This is a genomic window from Sorangium sp. So ce327 (assembly GCF_051530205.1).
Classification (GTDB): domain Bacteria; phylum Myxococcota_A; class Polyangia; order Polyangiales; family Polyangiaceae; genus Sorangium; species Sorangium cellulosum_B.
Map to the genome: position 1 here is coordinate 11195487 of NZ_CP150330.1, position 21538 is coordinate 11217024.

Sequence of the window (21538 nt, forward strand, 5' to 3'; positions counted from 1 at the left end):
TCGGGCGAACGGCGTGTAGCGTCAACCCGGGAGGCATCGCCGGATGCCGTGACGGCCCGTGGAACGAAGGGGGAGTCCATGCGAAGAGCCAAGGCTGGTGCTCTCACCACCTCTGGCGAGTCGGTCGCGCGAAGAAGGGGAACGCCATGACGAATCGAACGATTCCCAATAATCACTGCGTGAGCTGCCTCCAGGGGAGGTGCGCGATCATATCGAATCGTTCGAGAAGGCCGGCGCGCGCGGCGACACCGGCGGTCCGGCGCCGGGGAGCTCGACGGTGAACGTGGCGCCGGCGCCGGGCGCGCTCTCGACACGGATCGAGCCGCCGTGCGCCCGCGCGATCTGGCGGCTGATGTACAGGCCGAGCCCCAGCCCGCCGTAGTGCCGGTCGGACACGGCGCGCTCGAAGCGATCGAAGATCCGCTCCTGGCGCGCCGGGTCGACGCCGATCCCGTGATCCTTCACCGAGAGCCGCGTCGTCCCGGCCTCCTCGCCGACGACGATCTCGATGGGCTTGCCCGGGCCGAACTTGATCGCGTTGGCGACGAGGTTCGTGACGATCTGATCGACGCGGGAGCGATCCCAGGAGCCCACGTTCCGGCCGCTGATCCTCAGCGAGACCGAGCAGCCGGCGCGCGCCAGATCCAGCTCGAACCGCGCGATCACGTCGCGCACGACCCCGCCGAGGTCGACCTCCGCGAGGTCGAGCGAGGCCCGATCCGTGTCGATCCTCGAGACCTCGAGGAGCTCGCGGTTCAGCCGGGCCAGGCGCGTCGCCTGCCGCAGCGCGCGCTCGACCTGCCTGCCCATCGCCGGCGGATCGCAGAGCCGACCCGAGCGAAGGCTCCGATCCATGGCCTCGAGCGAGAGCGTGAGCGACGTCATCGGCGTGTTGAGCTCGTGCGTCGCCACGGTGAGGAACTCGTCGCGCATGCGGATGGCCTCCTGGGCAGCGCGGTACAGCCGCGCATTGTCGATCGCGAGCGCGGCCCTGTGCGCCACGTGCTGGACGATCTCCAGGTCGGCCTCCCCGTAGCAGCGCCCCGGCGCGGACGAGACGACGCTCAGCGCCCCGATCGGCCGCCCCCGCGCCATGAGCGGCACCACGATGACGCTCTGCACCCCGAGCTCGCGGATGAGCCTCGCATGCTCGTCGTCCTCGCAGTAGTGCCGGAGCTGTTCCTCGGAGCACCCGGAGACCAGCAACGGCTCACCACACCGCAGCGCCCTGGCCGCCGGATGGGGCGAATCCAGGGTAGGAGAATACCGGCGCCGCAGCTGCTCGAGCAGCGACTCCTTGGCGGAATCCCTGTGCGCCCAGATGCTTCGCCGGATCTGCTCGCCTTCGACGACATCGGTGATGCACCAGTCGCAGAGCGATTGCACCGCGAGCCGCGCGACGCGCGCCAGCGTCTCCTCGTAATCGAGCGACCCGGCGAGGATCTCCCCGGCCTCGGCCAGGAAGGCCGCGCGCCGCTCCGCCGCCTCGGCCCCCGTCCTCGCGGCCTGCTCCCTGGAGAGGAGCCGCGCGTTCTCCAGCGAGATCGCGGCCTGCGCGGCGAGCAGCGACAGGGCGGTGAGCCGCTCCGGCGGGAACGCGCCGGCGAGGAGGTCGTTCTCGAGATAGAGCAGGGCCGCCACCTCCGCCTGCCTCAGGATGGGCATGCAGAGGACCGACCTGGGCTTGCGCCGCGCGAAGTACGCATCGCCGGAGAACTTGCCGTCGAAAGCCTCGGTAGGGCTCAGGATGACGCGCTCCTTCGTCCGTTGCACGTAGCGGACGAGCGACAGGGGGACACGCTGTGAAGCGCCCTCCCCGGAGCGCGGGAGGAGGATCTTCACCTCCCCGCTCTCCTCCAGGATGGCCTCGGCTCCGAGGGAGAGGCGCTCGTCCTGGTGCAGGACGAGACAAGCGCGCTGCGCGCCGCCCTGCTCGAGGACGACCGTGAGCAGCGTCCGCAGGAGCTTGTCGAGGACGATCTCGCTCGAGAGGGTCTGCGACGCCTTGATCACCGAGAGCTGGTCGAGCTGCTCGAACCGCGCCGCGAAGGAGGCGGTCGGGGCGAGCGGCCTCGCGTCCCAGAGACGCGGATTCCGCTGATCGATGTGCCGGACCTTGCCGTCCGCCCCCCAGCGGACATAGCAGGCGCGGGCCTCGCGGAGGTAGGTGTCGGCGATCAGCTCGAACCCTCGCTCCCGGTAGAACCCCGACGCGATCTCGTAGGCCAGCGCCTCGTCGTGGACGAAGCCGCTCGCGCGCCCGGCGCGGATCGCCTGCTCGTAGAGCTGGGCAGCGTCGTCCAGTGCGCCGCGGAGACGCGCGATCTCGGCGCCGATCAGCGCCGCCCTGTGGCCGAAGTTCTCGGGGCAGCTCTCCGCCCAGGTGTCGATCTGCCGCTGGTGGGCGGCGAGCGCCTCGAGGTGCCGGCGCCGCTCGGCGGCGTCCGCCGCGCGGCAGCGCGCCGCCCGCGCGAGCGCTCCATAGAAATGGTACTCGGCCACCTCGAAGAACGAGCCCGACGTCCAGAGGAGCGGCCGCGCCTTCTCCGCGGCCTCGAGCGAGCCGTCGATATCGCCCGCGAGGAAGCGCGCTTGCAGCTTGCGTATCCAGTACCAGCAGGTCGCGATCGCGAGGCGCGGATCGCCCTCCAGGCGCTGCTCGAACCGGCGCTCGTCGAAGTCGGCGTCGCTGAACGAGGAGAGATCGGGCAAGAGGCCCCGGAGGGCCCGGATGAGCCGGAGCTGCGCGGTGACGATGTCGACCTCGAGGCCGAACCGCGCCCGCCGCACGAAGTCGAGCGCGCGCTCGGCCTCGCGCTGCACCTCGCCGAGGGGCTCTCCCGAGGCGAGGAGGATCGTGATCAGGCAGTTCTTGTTGTACGACGCATACGTGATGTCCCCGGTCTCCTGCCCCGCCTCGAAGCCCCGTCGCAGGAGCTCCACGCCGGCACGCATGTGCCTCACCCACGGGTTGACCCGGTGCCCGAAGCCCAGATAGACGCGGGATTTGAAGCGCAGGGCCCCGCGGCGCTCCAGGAGGTCGAGGCCGAGTTTGGCGAACCGGTAAGCCATGCGGTAATCGCCGAAGCGCGGCCCGAGGAGCATGCCGAACCAGGTGTAGGCGATGCACGATGCATCGCTGTTGCCGCGCTCGAGGCTGAGGGTCGTCATTCGCATCACGACGAGGCAATTCAGGTTCGCGTCGGTGAACAGCGCCGGCGACTGCGCATGGGTCAGGACCTCGAGGGTCGCGCAGCACTCCGGGTCCGTCATCTGGGGTGAGTCGATGAGGTCCTCGACCGAACGGCTCCCGAGCAGCTCCCAGACGCGCTCGTATTCCTTCCGCACCTCCTCGTCCGTGGGGTGCGGAGACCACGTGACGCCGACGCGGCGGAGGTAGTCGAGGCCGACGTCGACGCCGCGATCGCTGCGGTCCATGGTCGTGTAGAGGCCGAGGCGCACGCACGTGACGGCGGCCAGATCGACGAGGCCCGCGGCGCGGCGCGAGAGCGCCGAGAGCCGCTCTTCGGCCGCCGAGAGATCGCCGGTGAGGTACTCGCACTCGGCCCGATGGAGCTCGAGCTCGAAGGTGAGCTCATACCGTCGCTCCCAGCAATCCTCCGGGAGCAGCGCCCTGCCGGCGGCCAGGTACCTGAGCGCCAGGACGCAGGCGTTCGACGCTCTGGCGCGCTTGCCCGCGATGAGGTTGAGCTCAGCCACCCGCTCGCGCTCCGCCGGTGATGTGATCAGCGGAGCGCCTCGGTCGAGCTGATTGACGATCTCGAAGATCTTCTCCTCGAGCTCTTCCGACGCCGCGCGCGCCGCGCGCGACGCGAGCAGCCGGCCGATCCCGAGGTGGATCGCCGGCCGCTCGCCTTCGGGGATCAGCGAATAGGCGGCCTCCTGGACCCGGTCGTGGACGAACCTGTACGAGGCGTCCCTGCGCAGGACCAGCCCCACGCGGACGGCATCCCAGAGGTCCGCGTGCGTCTCCTCCACCGAGCCGCCGCGGACCATCGCGAGGAGGTCGACGCCGGCGGCGCTCCCGAGACAGGCGAGGTGCTTCAGCGCCTCCTGGGCGCCCGGAGGGAGCCGCACGAGCTTGCCGACCATCAGGTCGATCACGTTGTCCGTGAAGCCCTTGTCGCGGATCTTCGCGACGTCCCATCGAAAGATCTCGGCGCGCTCGTCGAGCTCGATGAGCCGCTCCTCGTGCAGCGCGGTGAGGAACTGGATCGCGAAGAAGGGGTTGCCGGCCGTCTTCTCGTGGACGAGGGCCGAGAGCTGCGCGGCGTCCTCGCTTCGGCAGCGGAGCGCGTCGCCGACGAGCGCGCCCAGGTGCTCCCGGGAGAGCGGGCCGAGCACGATGTCCGAGACGCGCGCGCCGTCCTTCCGCACCTTGTCGAGCGCCGCCATGAGCGGGTGCGAGGGCGTCACCTCGTTGTCGCGGTACGCGCCGACGACGAGGAGGTGGCGCGTCTCGGGGTGGGTCATCAGATCATGAAGGAGCCCGAGGCTCGCGGGGTTGGTCCACTGGAGATCGTCGAGGAAGAGCACGAGCGGGTGCTCCTTCCGGGCGAACGCCCCGATGAACCTCCGGAACACGACGCGGAACCGGTGCTGCGCCTCGGCCAGCGGGAGCTCGGGGACCTGCGGTTGCCGGCCGATGACGAGCTCGACCTGCGGGATGACGTCCACGATGAGCTGTCCGTTGGGCCCGAGCGCGTCGAGCAGCCGCTGCCGAAAGGCCGCGATCCTGTCGTCGGGCTCGGCGAGGATCTCGCTCACGACATCCCGGAAGGCCTGGACGAGCGTGAAGTGAGGGATGCCGCGTCTGGATCGCTCGAACTTCCCCGAGAGAAACAGGGCTCGCTCCCGGACGATCGGTTTGTAGAGCTCGTGAACGAGGGCCGACTTTCCGCTGCCGGAATAGCCAGAGACCAGGACGAGCTCGGGGACTCCCGTGTCCAGGACGCGCTCGAACGTGCGCCGCAAGGCGCTCACCTCGCGCTCGCGGCCATAGAGCTTCTGCGGGAGCTGGACGCGGCCGGAGATGTCGCGCTCGCCCAGGGAGAACGGCTCGATCCTGCCACACGCCCGGTGCTGCGAGAGGCACCGCTCGAGGTCGTGCCCGAGGCCGCGGGCGGTCTGGTAGCGATCCTCCGCCATCTTGGCGAGGAGCTTCAGGACGATCGCCGAGAGGACCTCGGGCACCCCGGGGACGATCGCGGAGGGCGGCGGCGGGGCGAGGGCGACGTGGCAGTGCACCCACTCGAGCGGATCCCGCGCCACGAAGGGCAGGCGCCCCGTGAGCATCTGGTAGAAGATGACGCCGACCGCATAGAGGTCTGCGCGGCTGTCGATCGCTCGATTCATTCGCCCCGTCTGCTCCGGAGACAGGTACGGCAAGGAGCCTTCGATGAGCCGGGGAGTCCCCGCCGGGGGCTGCTCGCGCGGGAGGCGGGAGGCAAGGCCGAAGTCGGCGAGCTTCACCTCGCCCGTGGTCGCGTTGACGAGGATGTTCTGGGGCTTGAGATCCTTGTGGAGGATGTCCCGATGGTGGAGCTCCGCCACGCAGGTGACGAGGCGGACCGCGAGCTCGAGGAACCGCCCGGCGCTCATGGGCGCGTCGATGAGGTGATCGAGCGACTCGCCGCCGAAATCCTCCATGACGAGCGCCGGCAGCCCCTCGAACGTCTCGAGGGCGAGCGGTTCGACGAAGGCCTCGTGGCGGAGAGCCTTGCCCATCGTGTACTCGCGGCGGAGACGCTCGATGTCCTGCGAGCAGCCGCTCCTCGGGTCGATGACCTTCACGATCACCGGGCGGCCATCGACGCTCCGGACCGCGCGAAGCAGGCGGGTTCTTCCGCCCTCGTGGAGGGTCCCGGTGATCGTGTAAGGGGACCCATGCTCCCGCAATCGTGACATCGTCAGACCCCTCCTGTATCGATACACTATCGATACCACGGGGACCCCGATGCGCCCGCCCCTGGACGGACGGCGACCCCGGGAGGGGATTCACGAGGCGATCGCCCGGCTGCTCGGGCCGCCGGTCGCACCGGACGGGCGAGCCAGCCTGGACCGAGGGTCGGATCAGGATCGGGAACCTAGAAGGCGAACGGCACGTCGATCTGCAGGATCTTGTGCTCTGACGCCTTCATCGGATCATCGAGCCCCATCGCGAACGCGACGCCGGGGCGCAACCACATCTTCTCTCCCAGCTTGAAGTGGCCGCGCGGCCCCACGGCCACCGTGGTCGTCTCGCGCGTCGCGCGGGAGGCGTCCTTCTGCACGGAGACCGGCGTCGAGAGCCAGCGCTGGTGCCGGAGCTCGGCGCCGATCGACAGCATCGGGACGACGAAGTAGCCGAGGTGCAGGCCGGCGGTGAAGTTCGTCTTCGACGAGTCCGGCTGCACGTCCTCCCCGCGGACCCGCAGGAGCTGGAGCACCGTGGCCTCGGCCTGCGCGGTGAAGCCGTGCGCGACATAGGCGAACCCGACGCCCGGGAAGACCGTGAAGTCGTTGACGGCGAACATCGCGTTATCCATCGCCGAGCGGGCGTAGATACCGGCCGTCCTCGCGGGGCCCATCTCCGGGCTCGGCGTGTTGCCGCCGCCGGAGCCCACGGGCACCGTGAGGCCAAGGAACAGGGCGAGTCGCAGCTCCGGCGTGAGCTTCAGCGCGTAGGTGGCGCCGACGACAGGGTTCAGGAACCCGAAGCCCGAGTCGCCAGCAGGCGGGGAGTTCGAGACGACGCCGAGCCGCACGAGCGGGGCCAGATCGTCGGTCACCTTGTAGCTGAAGAGCAGCGTGGACGCGACGGCCGAGCCGGAGGAGCTCGCGGAAGGAGGGCTGTAGAAGGCGATCGCGGTGTCGGAGCGCACGACGGACACGGCGACCACCGGACGGAGCTGAAACGGCAACGAATACGGAGGGGGCTTGGGCTTGTCCGCCGGCGGAGGCGCCGCCGGATCCGCGGCGGCGGGCTCCGTCGCGGGCTGAGCCGACGCCTGAAACGCAGGCAGGCAAAGGAGGCTCGCGCCGAGGAACACACGGAACAACGGACGACATGGATGCTTGTTGGTCATGGGCAGAGCAGGGGGTTGGGCTGGAGGACAACCGCTGTGGCCTCGTCGCCGGCGCAACGAGACGACCTTCGGAACTGCCGTCGGCTCCGCTGAGCCTGCTCCCACTCTCTGCGCAGAGAGGTTTCGCAAAGATGACAGGGACGAAATTATGTTGCGTGTTCGACACCTCTGTTCGCGGGAGGTGTCGTCACCTGCGCGCCGCGGAACCTCGGAGAAACACGCCGGCCATCCAGAGGAGCCGCGGGGGCGCTCGGCGCGGAGCGCCGCCCCGCCGCCCCGGCCGGGCGACTACTGCTCGAGCACCGTGATCGAGCGGTCCCAGTACGACGCGACAACCGCCCGCGCGCCGTCCTTCGAGACCGCCACGGCGCACGCGCCCTTGCCCGTGGGCAGCGACGCGACGACCCTCGGCGGGTCGCCCGCGATGACCGCGACGCCGCTGCCGACCGGCGGCCACTGGGTCCCGCCGAGCGCCACGAAGAGCGTCTTCCGGTCGGGCGACGTGACGCCCGTCAGCGGCACCCCGCGGAGCGGGAGCGTGCTCTTCACCTGCATCGTCGACAGGTCGATGACGCTCGCGGTCCGCGCCTCGGCGTTGAGCGTGATGCCGTACCGGTCCTCGTCGAGCAAGAAGCCCGCGGTCGGCCCGACGCCGACGGGCGTCTTCCTCGTCTCGGTCACCCCGGCCACGCTCAGCAGGATCGCCGTGTTGGACAGCCGATCCGGGAAGAACACGGCGCCGCCGTCCCGCGTGATGTCGCCCTCGCGCGGCTCGCGCCCGACCGCGATGCTCCGCCGGGTCGCGCCGAACGGCGACTCGCTCGGGTCGAACAGGTCGATCCACGCGCCGGCCGGCCGGCCCGCGTGCGTCAGCGCGCCGAGCGCCGCGATGTAGGGGCGCCCCTCGGCCTGCACGAGGAACAGCTGCCCCGTGGCGTGCGGGAGCGTGATGTTCGCGAGCCGCACCCCCGTCGGCAGCTCGAACTTCGTCACGCGCTTCGTGTCCGTCGTCGCCGCGACCACCGTCCTGCCGTCCGGCAGCGCCACGATGTCGCCGGGCGTCCGGCCGACGTCGAGCAGGACCGGATCGCGATCCCACGCGGTCGTGTCCATCACCGGGATCCGCGCGGCGTCCTGGTGCCGCAGCACCGCGACGTAGCGGTCGAACAGGAGCCGGATGTGGTCGCCCTGCGCCGGCATCGACGCCTTGTGGAGGAGCTCGCCGCTCTGGAGCTTGTACTCGCGCAGCGAGGCGTCGTCGCCGCTGACGTAGATCGACGCGCCGCTCGGGCTGAAGACCACGTCGAGCGGGTGCACGTCCCCGATCCGGAACTCGCGGGCGCGCCAGCGGCCCTTCGGCTCCGCCGGGGGCGGCGCGGGCTCGGCGGCGTCGGGGCCGAACGCCGCGGGGTCCGGCGCGTCGTCAGCCGTGTCGCGCGCGGCGCGCGAGGCGGCGCCCTCCGGCGCGAGCGCGGTCAGCGGGGGCGCCTCGCCGACGGGCGACTTCAGGCTGGTCAGGGTGGCGATGATCACGGCCGCGACGCCGCTCGCCACGGTCACCGCGGCCCGCGCCAGGCGCGGCTCGCGGCCGGAGAGCGACCCCACGGAGCCGCGGTGGCGCTCGCCGAGCCACCCCTTGCAGGCGCGGCACTTGCGCGCCCCCTCGACGATCCGCGCGCCGCAGCTCGGGCACGGGACGCGACGCTCGCTCATTGCAGCACCCATGCGACCTTGGCGCGATCGCCGAGCGCGAGCGCCGAGCCGCCGTCCGGGGCGAGCCGCACCCGCGTCGGCTCGCCGCCGAGCGGGTGGACCTTCGCCGCGTAGCTCTTCAGATCGACCAGGGCCACCGAGCCCGCCCCGTCGCCGCTCAGCGCGACGACCGCCTGCGCCCCGTCGGGAGCGACGGCCATGTCGAGCGCGCGGCCGGGGAACGTGACGGCGCGGAGCAGCTCGCGCTTCGACAGATCGAAGACCTGGATCGCCCGCCCCTCGTTGCACCGCACGATCGCGCGCCGGTCGCTCCGGACGAGCGCGATCTGCTCCGGCTCCCGGCACGTCGTGATGCGCGCCTCCTGCCGGACCGCGCCCGACGGGAGCCAGGTGAGCGGCACCAGGGTGTTCTCGGCCCGGAGGGCCACGAAGCCCGCCGAGCCGTCGGGGATCATGAGCGCGCTGGCCGGGTTGCCCACCATCGAGGTGCGCACGCGATCCTGCTCCGAGCCGAGCCGGCTCGGGTCGAACGGATAGGCGACGCCGCCCGACGGCTCGCGCTGGCCGGACAGCGGGAGCTGGCCCGTCGTCGTGATCGCCCGGCTGCCGCTGTCGTCCACGGCCACGGGGCCCACGGCGTCGTCGCCGAACTGGATGCGCTCGATCTCGGCGTGGTACTCGGTCGCCAGGATCGCCACCGCGTGCGCCGCCGGCAGCGAGGCGAGCGCGCGCCGGCCCGAGGCGCCGACCTGGATGTCACCCACGGCCTCGCCGAGCTCGATCGTCTTGAGCAGCCGCGTCGTGGCGGCGTCGATCACGTAGATGCGCGAGGGCGCGGTCGCGTAGACCACGTCACCCACGCGGTGCAGGCGCCGGACGTGGGGCGCCTCGGAGACGAGGCTCAGCGCCTGGCCGGTCCGGGAGCTGCGCACCTCCAGGCCGGCGGACAGCGCGACAACGAAGCGGTCGCGGTCGAGCGGGAGCGCGTCGAGCGCGTCCTTGGGGAGCGAGAAGGGCCCGGCGATCGAGGGCGCCTCGGCGAGGTGGCCGACGTCGTTCGGGCGCTGCCAGACGCAGCGGCCGAGCTGGCACGACTCGCCGCTCCAGCACGGCGCCCCGCACACCGGGGCCGGGGGAGCGACCGGCGACGCGGCCCGGGACGGCGCGAACCTATTGGGCGCCAGGTAACGGAGCGCGCCGCCGGTGCTGATGAGCCCCAGGATCGCGCCGATCGTGACGAGCGGGCGCCAGTGGAGGGAGAGCCAGCTCGCGTCCTTGGGGGCATCGGGGATCGAAGGCGCCGTCGCCGTCCGCCTGGGCGCGTCGGCCGGCTCCCCGCACTCGGGGCAGAGGGCGACCCCGGCGGCGATGCGCTCGAGGCAGACAGGACAGGTCGCCTCGCCGGCGCCGGTCGAGCGCCGGGGCGGCGGCTCCGCCCACGGGACGGGCACCGGGCTCGCCTCGGCGGCGTGGCGAGCCTCCCGCGCCTCAGCGGCGCTGGAGCCGGGCTCGGTATCGCTCCGCGTCTCGTGGTCCACCGCGCACCTGCGTCTCTTCCGTGTCCGTGACGAGCGGACCTCGCGTAACCCGAGCGTGCCCGGAAGTCGAGCCTTTCGTGCCGGCGCGGCGGCCCCGGCGACGTGGCCCAAGCCACGAGCGGCCGGCGCCGTGGACGAAACGACGTGGCAGGAGATCGCACCGCCACGAAAGACGCCTCGCGCGCCGGGGCGAGGGCCGCCGGCGCGGCAGAGGGGAACATGGTTGTGGCCGTCAGCTCGGCAGTCGGTGGTTGAGCGTCAGCTCGGCAGTCGGCCGGCGGCCGCCGGGTGGCCGAAGCGTCGATATCACCGGATTCACGTGCTCCCTGCTCCCGGCGCGCTCGCGCGCCATGATTCGCCCGGCGAACACCACCAAAAGAAAATCCCAGCACCATCAAATAATAGGCACATTTGCCGGGTGCAATTCCACCAGATAACGCGCCACGTCAGCACGCCGGGGGGACACCATCATGCTAATTTACCCGCGGGGTCTTGGGACGGCATCTTAACACGAGGTTGGCGATGAAAAAGACGGCTGGGTGCGTGGCGGCGCTTGCGCTTATGGGCGTCCTGGGTGCGTGCAGCGCAGTGGACGATCAGGGCAATAGCAGCAGCGGAGGCGACGCGTCATCGCAGGGGCAGGGGCAGGGCGCAGGCGGGCCCGGCGGGACCACCGGCGGGCCCAGCGGGACGGGTGGCTACGATGACAGCTTCGGCTCGGTCAATCCCACCGTCGGCAGCAGCGGTGTCGGCGGGAACCCCGGGGAGGACCAGGGGACCGGCAAGTCGTGCGACGGCAAGTTCACCGGCCGGGTGCGCGACTTCCAGGAGGCGCACCCCGACATGGAGCCGCAGGACGAGGGCAAGTGCATCAACTGCGACGATCACATGATCGTCACGGACATCCTCGGAGAGGACCTGAAACCCGTCTATATGGGCGGGGCCGAGGGCACCACGACCACGACCGGCAAGGAGAACTTCGACGTGTGGTTCCGCGACACCGAGGGCGTGAACATGCCGATGAACATCACGCTGCAGTTCGAGGACCCCGAAGGCGACGGCGTGTGGACGTACAACAACCGGGAGTTCTTCCCGATCGACGAGGCGCTGTTCGGCAACGAGGGGCGGCCGCACAACTACCATTTCACCTTCGAGATGCACATCGGCTTCCAGTACAAGGGCGGCGAGCAGTTCACGTTCGCCGGCGACGACGACGTCTTCACGTACATCAACGGGCAGAAGGTGGTCGACCTCGGGGGCATCCACGCCGAGCAGCTCGAGGTCGTCGACCTCGACGAGCTCGGGCTCGAGATCGGGAAGACGTACCAGCTCGACTTCTTCTTCGCCGAGCGCCACGTGACCGACTCTCACTTCCGGATCGACACCTCGATCGAGTTCCTCAACTGCGGCATCCAGGTCAACTGACGCCGGCGACGGGGGAGGCCGCGCGCCTGGCCCTCCCGTGGCGCCTCGTCGGGGTGCCCCCTCCCTGCGACGCTCGCGCGCGCGGCGATCAGTCAGCGCAGGTGAACGTCTGCGGGCATGCCGCCGACGGCTCGCAGGCGTCGCCGCACTCCTCGTAGCAGCGCACGCACGCATCGTGGCTCTCGTCGGTGGAGCAGGACGGCACCGCGTCGCGCAGCTGAGCACAGCGCTGCTGCGCCTCCTCCGTCGAGAGCCCCCCGCAGCCGACCGCGAGCGCGACCAGCGAGAGCAGCGCCGCGCCAATCCCCAGCCTTCGAGCCATCCAAGCCTCCCTTCGAGCCATCCAAGCCTATCCGAAGCGCCGCGGCGGGGCGCGGCTTTCCGCCGCGCGCCTTCAGCCGTCCGCCGGCCTCGGCACCGTGACGAGCCCGTACGTCCCCGCGCCGCTCACCTGGATCCACGCGCGCAGCACCTGGATCGGCCGACCCGCCCGCGCCACGGCGGCCACCGCGTCGCCGAGGTCGCGCGCGCACGCGGCGTGCAGGTCGTCCGTCGTCTCGTGGTCCTCCGCGGAGCGGCGGATCCAGACCGCGGTCGACGGCATCGCCGCGCCCTCGTGCCTGTCCTGCCAGCGCCTGCCGACGAGGTGCGCCCGGAGCAGCTTCCTCGCTTCCGGGGGCGTGTCCGGGTGGAGCTCGTAGACCATCGTCGCGATGAACGACCTCATGCGCCCGAGCCTGCCGGAGCAACGCGGGCCCGTCCAGCGCCGCGCGCCGGAGGTCCGGCCATGGATGCCAGGCTCCTGCGCCGCCTCGGGGCGGCTTCGCGCGGGCGTCCCCAGCCGGCGGGCGCGGTCTCGGATCCGCCTGGGTCCCCCAGCGAGGACACAGCCGTCGAACCCGCGTTCCTGTACGATGCGCGAACGGGCATGACATCTTCCACCATCGTTGCCGTCGTCGGCGACGTGCATGGCGCCATGCACTCCATGGTCGAGCTGCTCGACGCCTGGGAGCACCGCCATCGCCGTCACATCGATTTCGTACTGCAGGTCGGGGACTTCGAGCCACACCGCCACGAGGACGATCTGGCCACGGCCTCGCTCCCGCAGAAGTACCGGGATCTCGGTGATTTCTGGGCCTTCGACCAGGGTTTGGCGAGCTTCGAGTGGCCGATCTACTTCATCGGCGGCAACCACGAGCCCTACGGGTTCCTCGATCAGTTCCCCAGAGGCGGCGAGCTCGCGCCGAACTGCTACTACCTCGGCCGCGTCGGTCGCGTCGAGGTCGCGGGCCTCAGGGTGGTGGGCCTGAGCGGCATCTACTCGGAAGACGCGCTCGCCTGGCGGCCGCCGCTGCGCGAGATCAAAAGTCAGAAGAAGAAGCTCTTCGCTTACTACACCGAAGACGAGGTGATGAAGGCCGCGAGCTACGGCAGCTGCGACATCCTCGTGTTGCACGAGTGGCCGCGCGGAGCGATCGAGCCCGAGCAGGAAGCGGAGCTCGCGGGCATGCGCCGCGCCCACCGTCCCGAGCAGGTCGGCAGTGAGCTCGCGCGGCTGGTCGTCGATTCGCTGCGGCCGAAGCTCGTGGTCGCGGGCCACATGCACTGGCGGCACCGCTCGCGGATCGGCCCGAGCGCCTTCGCCGCGATGGGCCACATCGACACCGGCAAGGACGCGCTCGGCGTGTTCGAGGCACGCGCCGACGGCTCGATCGTGGAGATCGTGTGCCCGACCGGCAGCGCCCCGCGCCCCGTCGATCAGGGGTGAAATTCGCAGTCGTCGGCGCACTCGTAGCGCACGCAGCCGAGCAGCGCGTCGTAACAGGTCGCGCTCAAAGCGGGAGCTGTTCCAGGGCAAGCGCGCCCCAGCGTATCGATGAGGAAGGAGATTTTCCCCCGATCGTCGTCCAGTGTTCATAGTGAAAAAGCAGTTGATATATTTAATCGATATTTAGTTGAGAAAAGGATAAGTTTTATGGGGCTGAAAATTTCAACTGATGAAGACGAAATTTTCTTGTTTGAGCGAGTAGTGAAACATCTACAATCGTCCTATGGATATTCACTCGAAGATGCAGAGCGTTTGGTGAGCGGGTACTACGAAAAATTTACAGATCAAAATTATTGCGATAAATACGATATCATGGCTCAAACGATGGATTTTTTTGGCCACATAGAATCGAGAGGAATGGCTGATAGAGTTCATTTTTATGAAGGTTTGAAGCACGAGCCTGATGAAGCGGCATTTATCGAATGGCAGCAGAAAAATGGGATGTAATTTGAAGTGCGCGGGTGGGTTAAATGGATGTTATAATTGAAGCTCTTTCAGCTGGCCGAGCTCACGCGGATCCTCGACGGGATCACACGGGAGGCGGGCGAGGTGACGGACCGCGGCGCGCAATAGCGGCACGAATTCTGCTCCGCACCGAGACATGCTTTCCAACTCAATCCTTCGAAGTCCTGGAAAACACTCAGCGATCGCGCCGTTCCCTGGCCCGAGCAGAGGAAGTAGCGACCTTCTCCATGTGCCAGGGTGTGTCAAAGCAGGACAGAGGCCGAGCCTGACGACGCGCCTCGCGGCCCCATTCCTGGCAGGCTCACTCTCCCTCGCGCTCCTCGCCTGCGGAACGACCGTGGGCGGCCCCGCGATGAACGAGGAGCGCTCGTCGGGAGCAGGCGCGGGCGGTGGCGCGGCGTCCGGTGGTGCATCGAGCGGCGGTAGTTCATCAGGCGGAGGGAGCAGCAGCGGTGGCGGTACCGGCGGCGCGGAGGGTGAACCCGGTGATAGCGGCGAAGAGTTCCTGCTGAGCTTTCCACGGCGTCCTGCCTTCGGGTTTGGTCAACCGCTCGCAGCTATGCCGAATGGCTCCGTCGTGACCGTGGGAGCGCGGGCCCCGGCGGAGCTCCTCCCGGACGCGGTGGATGAGCCCTTCTTGGCTGAATATTCGACGAAGGGAGAGGTCCTGAACGTGCTTTCGCTCACCGGCGCGGCCGAGCCCGAGCTATTGGCCGTCGATCCCGGAGGGTCGATCCTCCTCATCGGTCAGCTCTATGCGGAGATGACCTTCGGTGAGTTCACGCTGAAGGCGGTCGAGTACGGGTACTACCTGGTCAAAGTGGCCCCCGATTTTTCGATCTCGAACGCGGTCGGGGTACCCCTCGAAGGAGGCACGCCCCTGAGCGCGATGGCCGTCGACGCGGCGGGTGATATTGTCGTCGGGCTCGGGGTGTATAACGACGACGCCACCGTTCAAAAGCCCCTGATCCAGAAATTCTCCGGCTCGACGCTCGAGCAGATCTGGAGCGAGACGTTCGAGCACGACAGGAGTCAAGGCTACGCGACCGCGCTGGCCTTCACTGGAAGCGGTGAGGTCCTCGTCGGCGGCGTCTTCACTGGAGTCCTCACGGTAGGCGAGGCCGTGCTCACGAAGGCTGGGGGACAGGATGACCCCGTGGTTTACAATGGCTGGCTCGCCTGGCTCGATCCGGAGCGCGGTGCTCCCCTGCGCGCGCAGCGCTTCGGGGGCGCGTCCTTCGACTATGTGCATGACCTGAAGTCCACGAGCTCCGGACGGCTGATGCTCCTGGCCACACAGACCTCTCCGTCGACGTTCCTCGATCATGCGGTGAGCTTCGAGGAGGAGGTCACGGGTTCGGTCCTCTATGATTTTCTGGACGCTGGAGCGGTGCGCTGGGCGAGCGCGCTCGGGGCGCCGGATCATTTCGGGAAGGCCCTGGCGCTGGGCAGCGGAGGCCAGAGCTATGTGGCTTGTCGTTATGGTGATCTCGCCAACGATCAGACCCCCCAAGGGGGGTGCCTCACACGCTTCGAAGCGAACGGCGACAGGGGTGAGAGCGTCGAGTTCGCGAGCGGCATTCCGAACGGGCTGACGCACATCGCGGTCGACGCGAAGGGCGGCGTATGGGTCAGCGGGGCCTTTGACACGGGTTTCGACTTCGCCGGAGAGACCTACGATCCCCCGGGCGACGGTGGCCAGTTCATCCTCAGGAAAAAAGGGCTCTGAGCTCGCTCGGGTAGGGGGTGTCGCACACCACGTCGAGCGACCACTCGCTATCGGCCGGTTTCTCTGGCGGGGTTGCTGACACGCTGGACTGGCCAGCCCTCAGCGTGCCATTCGGACGAGCGAGCGGGCTCGCGCGGAGTTCCCGCACGCCCAGGCGGCGAAACGGTGGAATAGTGCCCTGCCCATGCCTCCGAGCGACCTCGACCCCAGGCGTATCCTGCCCATCGCGGACCGGCTGCACGCCGACCCCGGCTACGCCGGCCGCGGCGTCACCATCGCCTTCCTCGACTCCGGCTTTTACGCCCACCCGGACCTCACAACGCCCCAGAACCGCGTCCTCGCCTACCACGACCTCTTCGCGCCCGAGGCGGGCCCCTCGGCGCTCGAGCACGGGGACGCCTCGTCGTGGCACGGCATGATGACCTCGGTCGTCGCCGCCGGGAACGGCGCGCTCTCCGACGGGCGCTTCCGCGGGCTCGCCTCGGAGGCGAACCTCGTGCTGGTCAAGGTCGGCTTCGCCCACCGCATCGTCCACGACGACATCCGGCGGGGCATCGAGTGGGTGATCGCGCACCGCGAGCAGTACGGAATCCGTGTGCTCAACATCTCCTGCGGAGGCGATTACGAGGAGTCGTACCTGACCGGGAGCCTGTCGCGCGCCGCCGACGACGCGACCCGGAACGGCATCGTGGTCGTGGCCGCCGCGGGCAACGCAGGGCACGACCCGGGGCACCGGGTCCTGCCGCCGGCCAGCGCGCCGAGCGTCATCGCCGTCGGGGGGCTCGACGACGGCGGCGCAGGAGAGCAGACGTGGAACTACCACTCTTCGTACGGCCTCACCCTCGACGGGCTGCAGAAGCCGGAGCTCATCGCGCCGGCGATCTGGCTGGCGGCGCCCATCCTGCCCGGGACGCCGACGGCGGCGCAGGCGCAGCTCCTGTCGCTGCTCGACCGCGCCCGGGACGAGGAGCTGCCCGGGCTGCTCGTCGAGCACGCGTGCGTCGATCCGGACCTCGACGCCATCGCCGGCCGCGAGCCGTACCTCGTGCGCCAGCTCGCGGCGGCCAAGCTGCGCGACCAGAAGGTGATCTCCGGCCATTACAAACACGTGGACGGGACGAGCTTCGCCGCGCCGATCGTGAGCAGCGTCGTGGCGCAGATGCTCGAGGCGAACCCGCGCCTCTCCCCGCAGCAATGCCGGCGCCTCCTGATGAAGACCGCGCGCGGGCTGCCCGGCATCGCGCCGGAGCGGCAAGGCTTCGGCGTCGTGCAGCCCCGCGCCGCGGTGGCCGCCGCGCGCGCCGCCTGAGCGGGAGGCCCGGCGAGCGCGGCGCTCGCGCCGGGGGGAGCGCCGGGCAGCGGTGCCGGCGAGCTTCACGGTGACGTCGGCGCTCGCCGTGAGCGGCCCGTCGGCGGCGATCACCTTGACGCGGCCCGGCGACGCGGTCGTGAGCTCGCCGGCATCCACGCGGGCGAGCCGATCCGGCGGCCAGCGCCCCGGGATTTCGAGCACGAACGGCGCGAAGAGGACCCGGATCCCGTTCGTCCACATCGCACCGAGCATGGCGGCGCGAGGGGCGCGCCCCATCCAACGTGGGTGCGCGCCGTCGCCTGCCGGCCGACGCGATCGGCGGTCATGAACAGGCAGACGCGGCCAGCCTGGGGGAATACCTTGCGTACCCCGCCGCCGGCCGGTAGCTTCCGGAGCGCCTCAAGGCTCGTTCGTCCTCGACCTCTGATCCGGCCGCCTGCTGCAACGTGGTTGCCTCGTCCGAACGTGGGAGACGGCCGGTCGTCGGGGAGCGTTTTCGCGTGCGGCCCGCGGCACGATCCGGGCCGTTCGCGAGGGAAGCGGGGATCGTGCAACGGGATTGGCGGCAGACATGAGCAAGCGGCTTTATGTGGGGAACCTGGCGTTCCATTCGACGGAAGACAGCCTGCGCACCGCGTTCGAAGGCGCCGGCGTCGAGGTGCTCTCGATTCAGTTGATGACGGACAGGATGACCGGGCAGTCGCGCGGGTTCGGGTTCGTCGAGGTGAGCGATGCCCAGGCGCAGGCGGCCATCAATGCGCTGCACGGCAAGGACCTCGACGGCCGTACCCTGACGGTCAACGAGGCGCGCGAGCGCACCGGCGGCCCCGGCGGCGGCGGCGGCGGTGGCGGCTTCCGCGGGGGTGGCGGCGGCGGCGGCGGCCGTGGAGGTGGCGGCGGCGGGCGCGGCGGTGGCCGCGGCGGCGGCGGGCGCGACCGCTGGTAGCGCTGAGAGGTCGACCCCGACGGCGCGCTCAGCGCCGCGCGGGGCCCCTCGCCCTCTCGACAACGGACCCCGGGGCGCGGAGCGCCGGGGGATCCCCCAGGAAATAAAGCAAGAAACGCCAGCGCGAAGGCGCGGCGACCCGCGCAGGAGCCCGGCCAGCGATGGCCGGACTCCTGGCCGGGTAGAGCAGAGCTAGCTGGAGCGCTTCGCCCCGGGGCGGCGGAACGGCGCGCGGCCGGCGAAGACCTGGCCGTCGCCGAGCGCGTAGGAGATCCGGAGCAGCTGGTTGTACTTCGCGACGCGATCCGAGCGGGACGCGGAGCCGGTCTTGATCTGGCCCGCGTTCGTCGCGACCGCGAGGTCGGCGATGAACGTGTCCTCGGTCTCGCCCGAGCGGTGCGAGATGATCGACCGGTAGCCGCCCTCGGCCGCCTGGCGGATGCACTCGAGCGTCTCGGTGACGGTGCCGATCTGGTTCAGCTTGATGAGGATGGCGTTGGCGAGGCCGTCCTCGATGCCCTTCGCGAGGCGCGCGGGGTTCGTCACGAAGAGGTCGTCGCCGACGAGCTGGACCTTCTTGCCGAGCCGCTCCGTGAGCAGGCGCCAGCCCTTCTCGTCGTTCTCGGCGACGCCATCCTCGATGGACACGATCGGGAACGCCTTGGAGAGCTCGTCGTAGATCGCGACGATCTCCTCGCGGGTCTTCTGCTGCTTGTCGAAGGTGTACCGCTCGGTCTTCGCGTCGTAGAACTCGCTGAGCGCCGAGTCGAGCGCGACGCCGACGTCCTCGCCCGGGCGGTGGCCGGCGGCCTCGATGGCGCGCACGACGTACTCGAGCGCCGCCCGGTTCGACGGGAGGCGCGGGGCGAAGCCGCCCTCGTCGCCGACGGCCGTGACCATGCCGTCCTTCTTGAGCAGGCCCCTCAGGGTGTGGAAGATCTCGGTGCCCGTGCGCAGCGCCTCGGCGAACGACTCGGCGCCGTAGGGGACGATCATGAACTCCTGGATCTCGAGGCCGTTGTCGGCGTGCACGCCGCCGTTCAGGATGTTCATGAGCGGCGTCGGGAGGACGCGCGCCGCGGCGCCGCCGAGGTAGCGCCAGAGCGGCAGGTCGACCGTGTCCGCGGCGGCGCGGGCGGCGGCCATCGAGACGGCGAGGATGGCGTTGGCGCCGAGCTTCGACTTGTTGGGGGAGCCGTCGGCCTGGATGAGCACCTTGTCGAGCTCGGCCTGGTCGAGCGCATCCATCCCGAGGACGGCCGGACCGAGGACGGTCTCGATGTTCTTCACCGCGGTGAGCACGCCCTTGCCGAGGAAGCGCTTCTTGTCGCCGTCCCTGAGTTCGACGGCCTCGTGCTCGCCGGTCGACGCGCCGCTCGGCACGGCCGCGCGGCCCGTGCCGCTCAGCGTGGTGACCTCGGCCTCGACGGTGGGGTTGCCGCGCGAATCGATGACTTCGCGCGCGATGACGCTCTGGATCTCCGACATGACCTCTCCTCAAGGGGATCGCCTTCGCGCGATCCCGGCTGCTCTCGAAGGGGGCTCGAGAAGCGGCCGGAGCATAGGCACGGCCCCCCCCGGATGTCGACGCTCCGGTGCACCCGCGGCGCGCGGCGCGGGATCCGGCGAGGACCGACGGTCGGCCCGTCGACCTACGCGCGGCGCGAGGCGGACGCGCGCCCGGGTCGACGGTCGGTGCGCGCCTGGCGTAAGCTCGCGCCCGCGTGGAAACGTCCATCGGCGTCTTCGGTGAGGAGATGCTCCTCTGGCTCTGCATGCTCCGCCAGTCCCCGCGGCGGCCTCCGGCCGATCACGTGCTGCGGCAGGCGAACCTGCTGCTCGAGGAGCTGAAGGGGTCCAGGCTCGCGCAGGGGATGCCGGTCGCGTCGGTCGACGACGGGATGTTCGCGATCGCCGCGTGCGCGGACGAGTTCGCGATGTCGCTGCCGGACCTGCGGCCGGTCTGGGCGCAGCGCCCGCTCCAGGCGTCGCGGTGGACGACCAACAACGCGGGCGTCGAGTTCTTCGAGCGGCTCGAGCGCGTCCGGAAGGGCCCGCTCCCGGTGATGGCGACGTACGCGTGCGTGCTCGGGCTCGGCTTCCGCGGGCGCTACGGGCTGCCGGGGCAGAACCCCGACGATCTGCTGCGGATCCGCCGCGAGCTGTCGCTCAAGCTCGGCGTGGATCCGGATCGGGACTGGAAGGGCGGGGTGCTCAAGCCGGTGCAGGTCGAGGGCGTCGCGGTGCAGCACCTCCCCACCCAGTCGTTCTGGCGGTCCGTCCTCGTCGGGCGGGCGCTGGCGTCGCTCGTCGCGATCGCCGGCGCGCTCGCGCTCGCGTGGACGATCGCGCAAAGGGTCCGATGAGCGGCTCCTTCGTTTACGAGCTGGCGAGCGTTCACACGCTGGTCGAGCAGGCGAACCTGGGCAACGACCAGGGGATCTACGCGGTCCCCTGCTACCTGGTGCTCGGCGAGCCCGGGTCGGGCCGCTCCACGGTGATCCGCTCGATGAACCTGACGTGGCCCGTGAGCGGCGGGCAGCTCCCGATCGGCGTGCCCGCGGCGCGGTGCTCCTACTGGCTGGCGAAGGAGGCGCTCTTCATCGAGCCGGAGGCGTCGGTGCTCGGCCCGCGGCGGGAGCCGGCCGAGCTCTCGCGGCTCTGCGACGAGCTGCGCCGCTCACGGGAGCGCGAGCCGATCGACGGCATCCTGCTCGTCCTGAGCATCGCGGAGTTCGTCGAGCTCGACGAGCAGGGGCTCGACGCGTACGCGAACCGCATCCGCGCGTACCTCGTCGAGGTCGGCCGGGCGCTGCACGCCGACGTGCCGACGTACGTGGTGCTGTCGCGCTACGACACGCTCTGGGGCTTCGCCGAGGTGTTCCAGTGGACCGCCGAGCGCGGGCGCGAGGAGCCCTGGGGCTTCACGCTCCCGCTCGAGACGAGCCCGGACAACGCCGGGCCGCGGATCCTCCAGGAGCTCGAGGGGCTGAACGCGCGGCTGGAGTCGTATTGCCTCGCGCGGGTGAGCTCGGAGGACGCGCCCGAGGCGCGGACGCGGGCGTTCCAGCACCTGGCCGAGGTGCGGGCGCTGATGCCGCGGCTGCGGCAGCTGTTCGGGGTGATCGCGATGGCGAACGCGTTCGAGCGGGCGCCGTGGCTCCGCGCGGTGGCGATCGGCAGCGCGATGCCCGGCATGGGGGACCGGCTCCGCGCGGGGGTGACGCGGTTCATCAACATGGGGCTGGCGCAGCCGCCCAACGTGGCGGTCGCGATGCGGCCTGGGGGGCTGCCGATCCACGCGACCCTGAGGGCCGTCGTGCTGCCGGAGAGGGACATCGTGCCGCTCCGGCAGCGGTGGCGGGACGACCGGTTCACGCTCTTCTGCTTCGTGGGCGGGCTCTTGCTGCTGCTCGCGGCGGGGATCACCGAGATCATCCTGCGGTACGCGATGTGACGGTGTGAGCGGGCGCCGAGGGCGGCCCCGCCGGCCC

The 21538-nt window shown here is 70.4% G+C and carries 15 protein-coding genes; 8 read left to right on the plus strand and 7 right to left on the minus strand.

Features of this window, described 5'->3' with window-relative positions:
* Nucleotides 1-207: 207 nt before the first annotated feature.
* The 4 genes from WME95_RS42010 to WME95_RS42025 all read right to left on the minus strand — a co-directional run bounded on the left by WME95_RS42010 (nucleotide 208) and on the right by WME95_RS42025 (nucleotide 10339).
* The gene (locus WME95_RS42010; RefSeq protein ID WP_437904871.1) at nucleotides 208-5928 is read right to left on the minus strand and encodes a sensor histidine kinase; all 5721 of its coding nucleotides are present in this window, start codon (nucleotides 5926-5928) and stop codon (nucleotides 208-210) included.
* 179 nt (nucleotides 5929-6107) lie between these two features.
* Complete coding sequence (locus tag WME95_RS42015; RefSeq protein ID WP_437904873.1) at nucleotides 6108-7061, minus strand: hypothetical protein; 954 nt, start codon at nucleotides 7059-7061, stop codon at nucleotides 6108-6110.
* Between the two features lie 315 nt (nucleotides 7062-7376).
* Nucleotides 7377-8801 (minus strand): YncE family protein, encoded by a 1425-nt coding sequence (locus WME95_RS42020; RefSeq protein WP_437904875.1) that lies wholly within the window; start codon nucleotides 8799-8801, stop codon nucleotides 7377-7379.
* Nucleotides 8798-10339 carry a YncE family protein gene (locus WME95_RS42025; RefSeq protein WP_437904876.1) on the minus strand — a complete coding sequence of 514 codons (1542 nt, stop codon included), beginning with the start codon at nucleotides 10337-10339 and terminating at the stop codon, nucleotides 8798-8800. Before WME95_RS42025 ends, WME95_RS42020 begins: the two co-directional genes overlap by 4 nt.
* A 522-nt stretch (nucleotides 10340-10861) precedes the next feature.
* Here WME95_RS42025 and WME95_RS42030 point away from each other — a divergent pair.
* Entirely contained in the window at nucleotides 10862-11764 is a 903-nt protein-coding gene (locus WME95_RS42030; protein ID WP_437904878.1) for a fibro-slime domain-containing protein, read from the plus strand.
* Nucleotides 11765-11852: 88 nt separating this feature from the next.
* On the opposite strand, the gene WME95_RS42035 is transcribed toward WME95_RS42030, so the two are convergent.
* On the minus strand, nucleotides 11853-12086 hold the full coding sequence (locus WME95_RS42035; protein WP_437904880.1) for a hypothetical protein: 234 nt from the start codon (nucleotides 12084-12086) through the stop codon (nucleotides 11853-11855).
* A gap of 72 nt (nucleotides 12087-12158) precedes the next feature.
* Nucleotides 12159-12491, minus strand: a complete 333-nt coding sequence (locus WME95_RS42040; protein ID WP_437526997.1) for a hypothetical protein — start codon at nucleotides 12489-12491, stop codon at nucleotides 12159-12161.
* A gap of 201 nt (nucleotides 12492-12692) precedes the next feature.
* Here WME95_RS42040 and WME95_RS42045 point away from each other — a divergent pair, with 201 nt between their 5' ends.
* The 5 genes from WME95_RS42045 to WME95_RS42065 all read left to right on the plus strand — a co-directional run bounded on the left by WME95_RS42045 (nucleotide 12693) and on the right by WME95_RS42065 (nucleotide 18044).
* Nucleotides 12693-13532 (plus strand): metallophosphoesterase, encoded by an 840-nt coding sequence (locus WME95_RS42045; RefSeq protein ID WP_437904881.1) that lies wholly within the window; start codon nucleotides 12693-12695, stop codon nucleotides 13530-13532.
* A gap of 207 nt (nucleotides 13533-13739) precedes the next feature.
* Nucleotides 13740-14039, plus strand: coding sequence for a hypothetical protein (locus WME95_RS42050; protein WP_437528533.1), 300 nt, complete (start codon nucleotides 13740-13742; stop codon nucleotides 14037-14039).
* A 655-nt stretch (nucleotides 14040-14694) separates the two neighbouring features.
* Complete coding sequence (locus WME95_RS42055) at nucleotides 14695-15786, plus strand: hypothetical protein (RefSeq protein ID WP_437904882.1); 1092 nt, start codon at nucleotides 14695-14697, stop codon at nucleotides 15784-15786.
* 184 nt (nucleotides 15787-15970) lie between these two features.
* Nucleotides 15971-17095, plus strand: a complete 1125-nt coding sequence (locus tag WME95_RS42060; RefSeq protein ID WP_437904883.1) for a S8 family serine peptidase — start codon at nucleotides 15971-15973, stop codon at nucleotides 17093-17095.
* 574 nt (nucleotides 17096-17669) lie between these two features.
* The gene (locus WME95_RS42065; RefSeq protein ID WP_437742042.1) at nucleotides 17670-18044 is read left to right on the plus strand and encodes an RNA recognition motif domain-containing protein; all 375 of its coding nucleotides are present in this window, start codon (nucleotides 17670-17672) and stop codon (nucleotides 18042-18044) included.
* A gap of 192 nt (nucleotides 18045-18236) precedes the next feature.
* Here WME95_RS42065 and eno read toward each other — a convergent pair whose 3' ends face one another.
* On the minus strand, nucleotides 18237-19532 hold the full coding sequence (gene eno, locus WME95_RS42070; RefSeq protein WP_437904884.1) for a phosphopyruvate hydratase: 1296 nt from the start codon (nucleotides 19530-19532) through the stop codon (nucleotides 18237-18239).
* A gap of 236 nt (nucleotides 19533-19768) precedes the next feature.
* Here eno and WME95_RS42075 point away from each other — a divergent pair, with 236 nt between their 5' ends.
* On the plus strand, nucleotides 19769-20410 hold the full coding sequence (locus WME95_RS42075) for a DotU family type IV/VI secretion system protein (RefSeq protein WP_437904885.1): 642 nt from the start codon (nucleotides 19769-19771) through the stop codon (nucleotides 20408-20410).
* A complete protein-coding gene (locus tag WME95_RS42080) occupies nucleotides 20407-21501 on the plus strand; it encodes a type VI secretion system protein (RefSeq protein WP_437904887.1) in 1095 nt (364 codons plus the stop codon). The genes WME95_RS42075 and WME95_RS42080 overlap by 4 nt, the downstream gene beginning before the upstream one ends.
* Nucleotides 21502-21538 lie beyond the last annotated feature (37 nt).

Bases quoted from the DNA above. Each gene is read 5' to 3' on its own strand.
- WME95_RS42065 (WP_437742042.1), top strand. From the start codon at position 17,670: ATGAGCAAGCGGCTTTATGTGGGGAACCTGGCGTTCCATTCGACGGAA.
- eno (WP_437904884.1), bottom strand. From the start codon at position 19,532: ATGTCGGAGATCCAGAGCGTCATCGCGCGCGAAGTCATCGATTCGCGC.
- WME95_RS42010 (WP_437904871.1), bottom strand. From the start codon at position 5,928: ATGTCACGATTGCGGGAGCATGGGTCCCCTTACACGATCACCGGGACC.
- WME95_RS42020 (WP_437904875.1), bottom strand. From the start codon at position 8,801: ATGAGCGAGCGTCGCGTCCCGTGCCCGAGCTGCGGCGCGCGGATCGTC.
- WME95_RS42060 (WP_437904883.1), top strand. From the start codon at position 15,971: ATGCCTCCGAGCGACCTCGACCCCAGGCGTATCCTGCCCATCGCGGAC.
- WME95_RS42035 (WP_437904880.1), bottom strand. From the start codon at position 12,086: ATGGCTCGAAGGCTGGGGATTGGCGCGGCGCTGCTCTCGCTGGTCGCG.
- WME95_RS42040 (WP_437526997.1), bottom strand. From the start codon at position 12,491: ATGAGGTCGTTCATCGCGACGATGGTCTACGAGCTCCACCCGGACACG.
- WME95_RS42045 (WP_437904881.1), top strand. From the start codon at position 12,693: ATGACATCTTCCACCATCGTTGCCGTCGTCGGCGACGTGCATGGCGCC.
- WME95_RS42050 (WP_437528533.1), top strand. From the start codon at position 13,740: ATGGGGCTGAAAATTTCAACTGATGAAGACGAAATTTTCTTGTTTGAG.
- WME95_RS42030 (WP_437904878.1), top strand. From the start codon at position 10,862: ATGAAAAAGACGGCTGGGTGCGTGGCGGCGCTTGCGCTTATGGGCGTC.
- WME95_RS42080 (WP_437904887.1), top strand. From the start codon at position 20,407: ATGAGCGGCTCCTTCGTTTACGAGCTGGCGAGCGTTCACACGCTGGTC.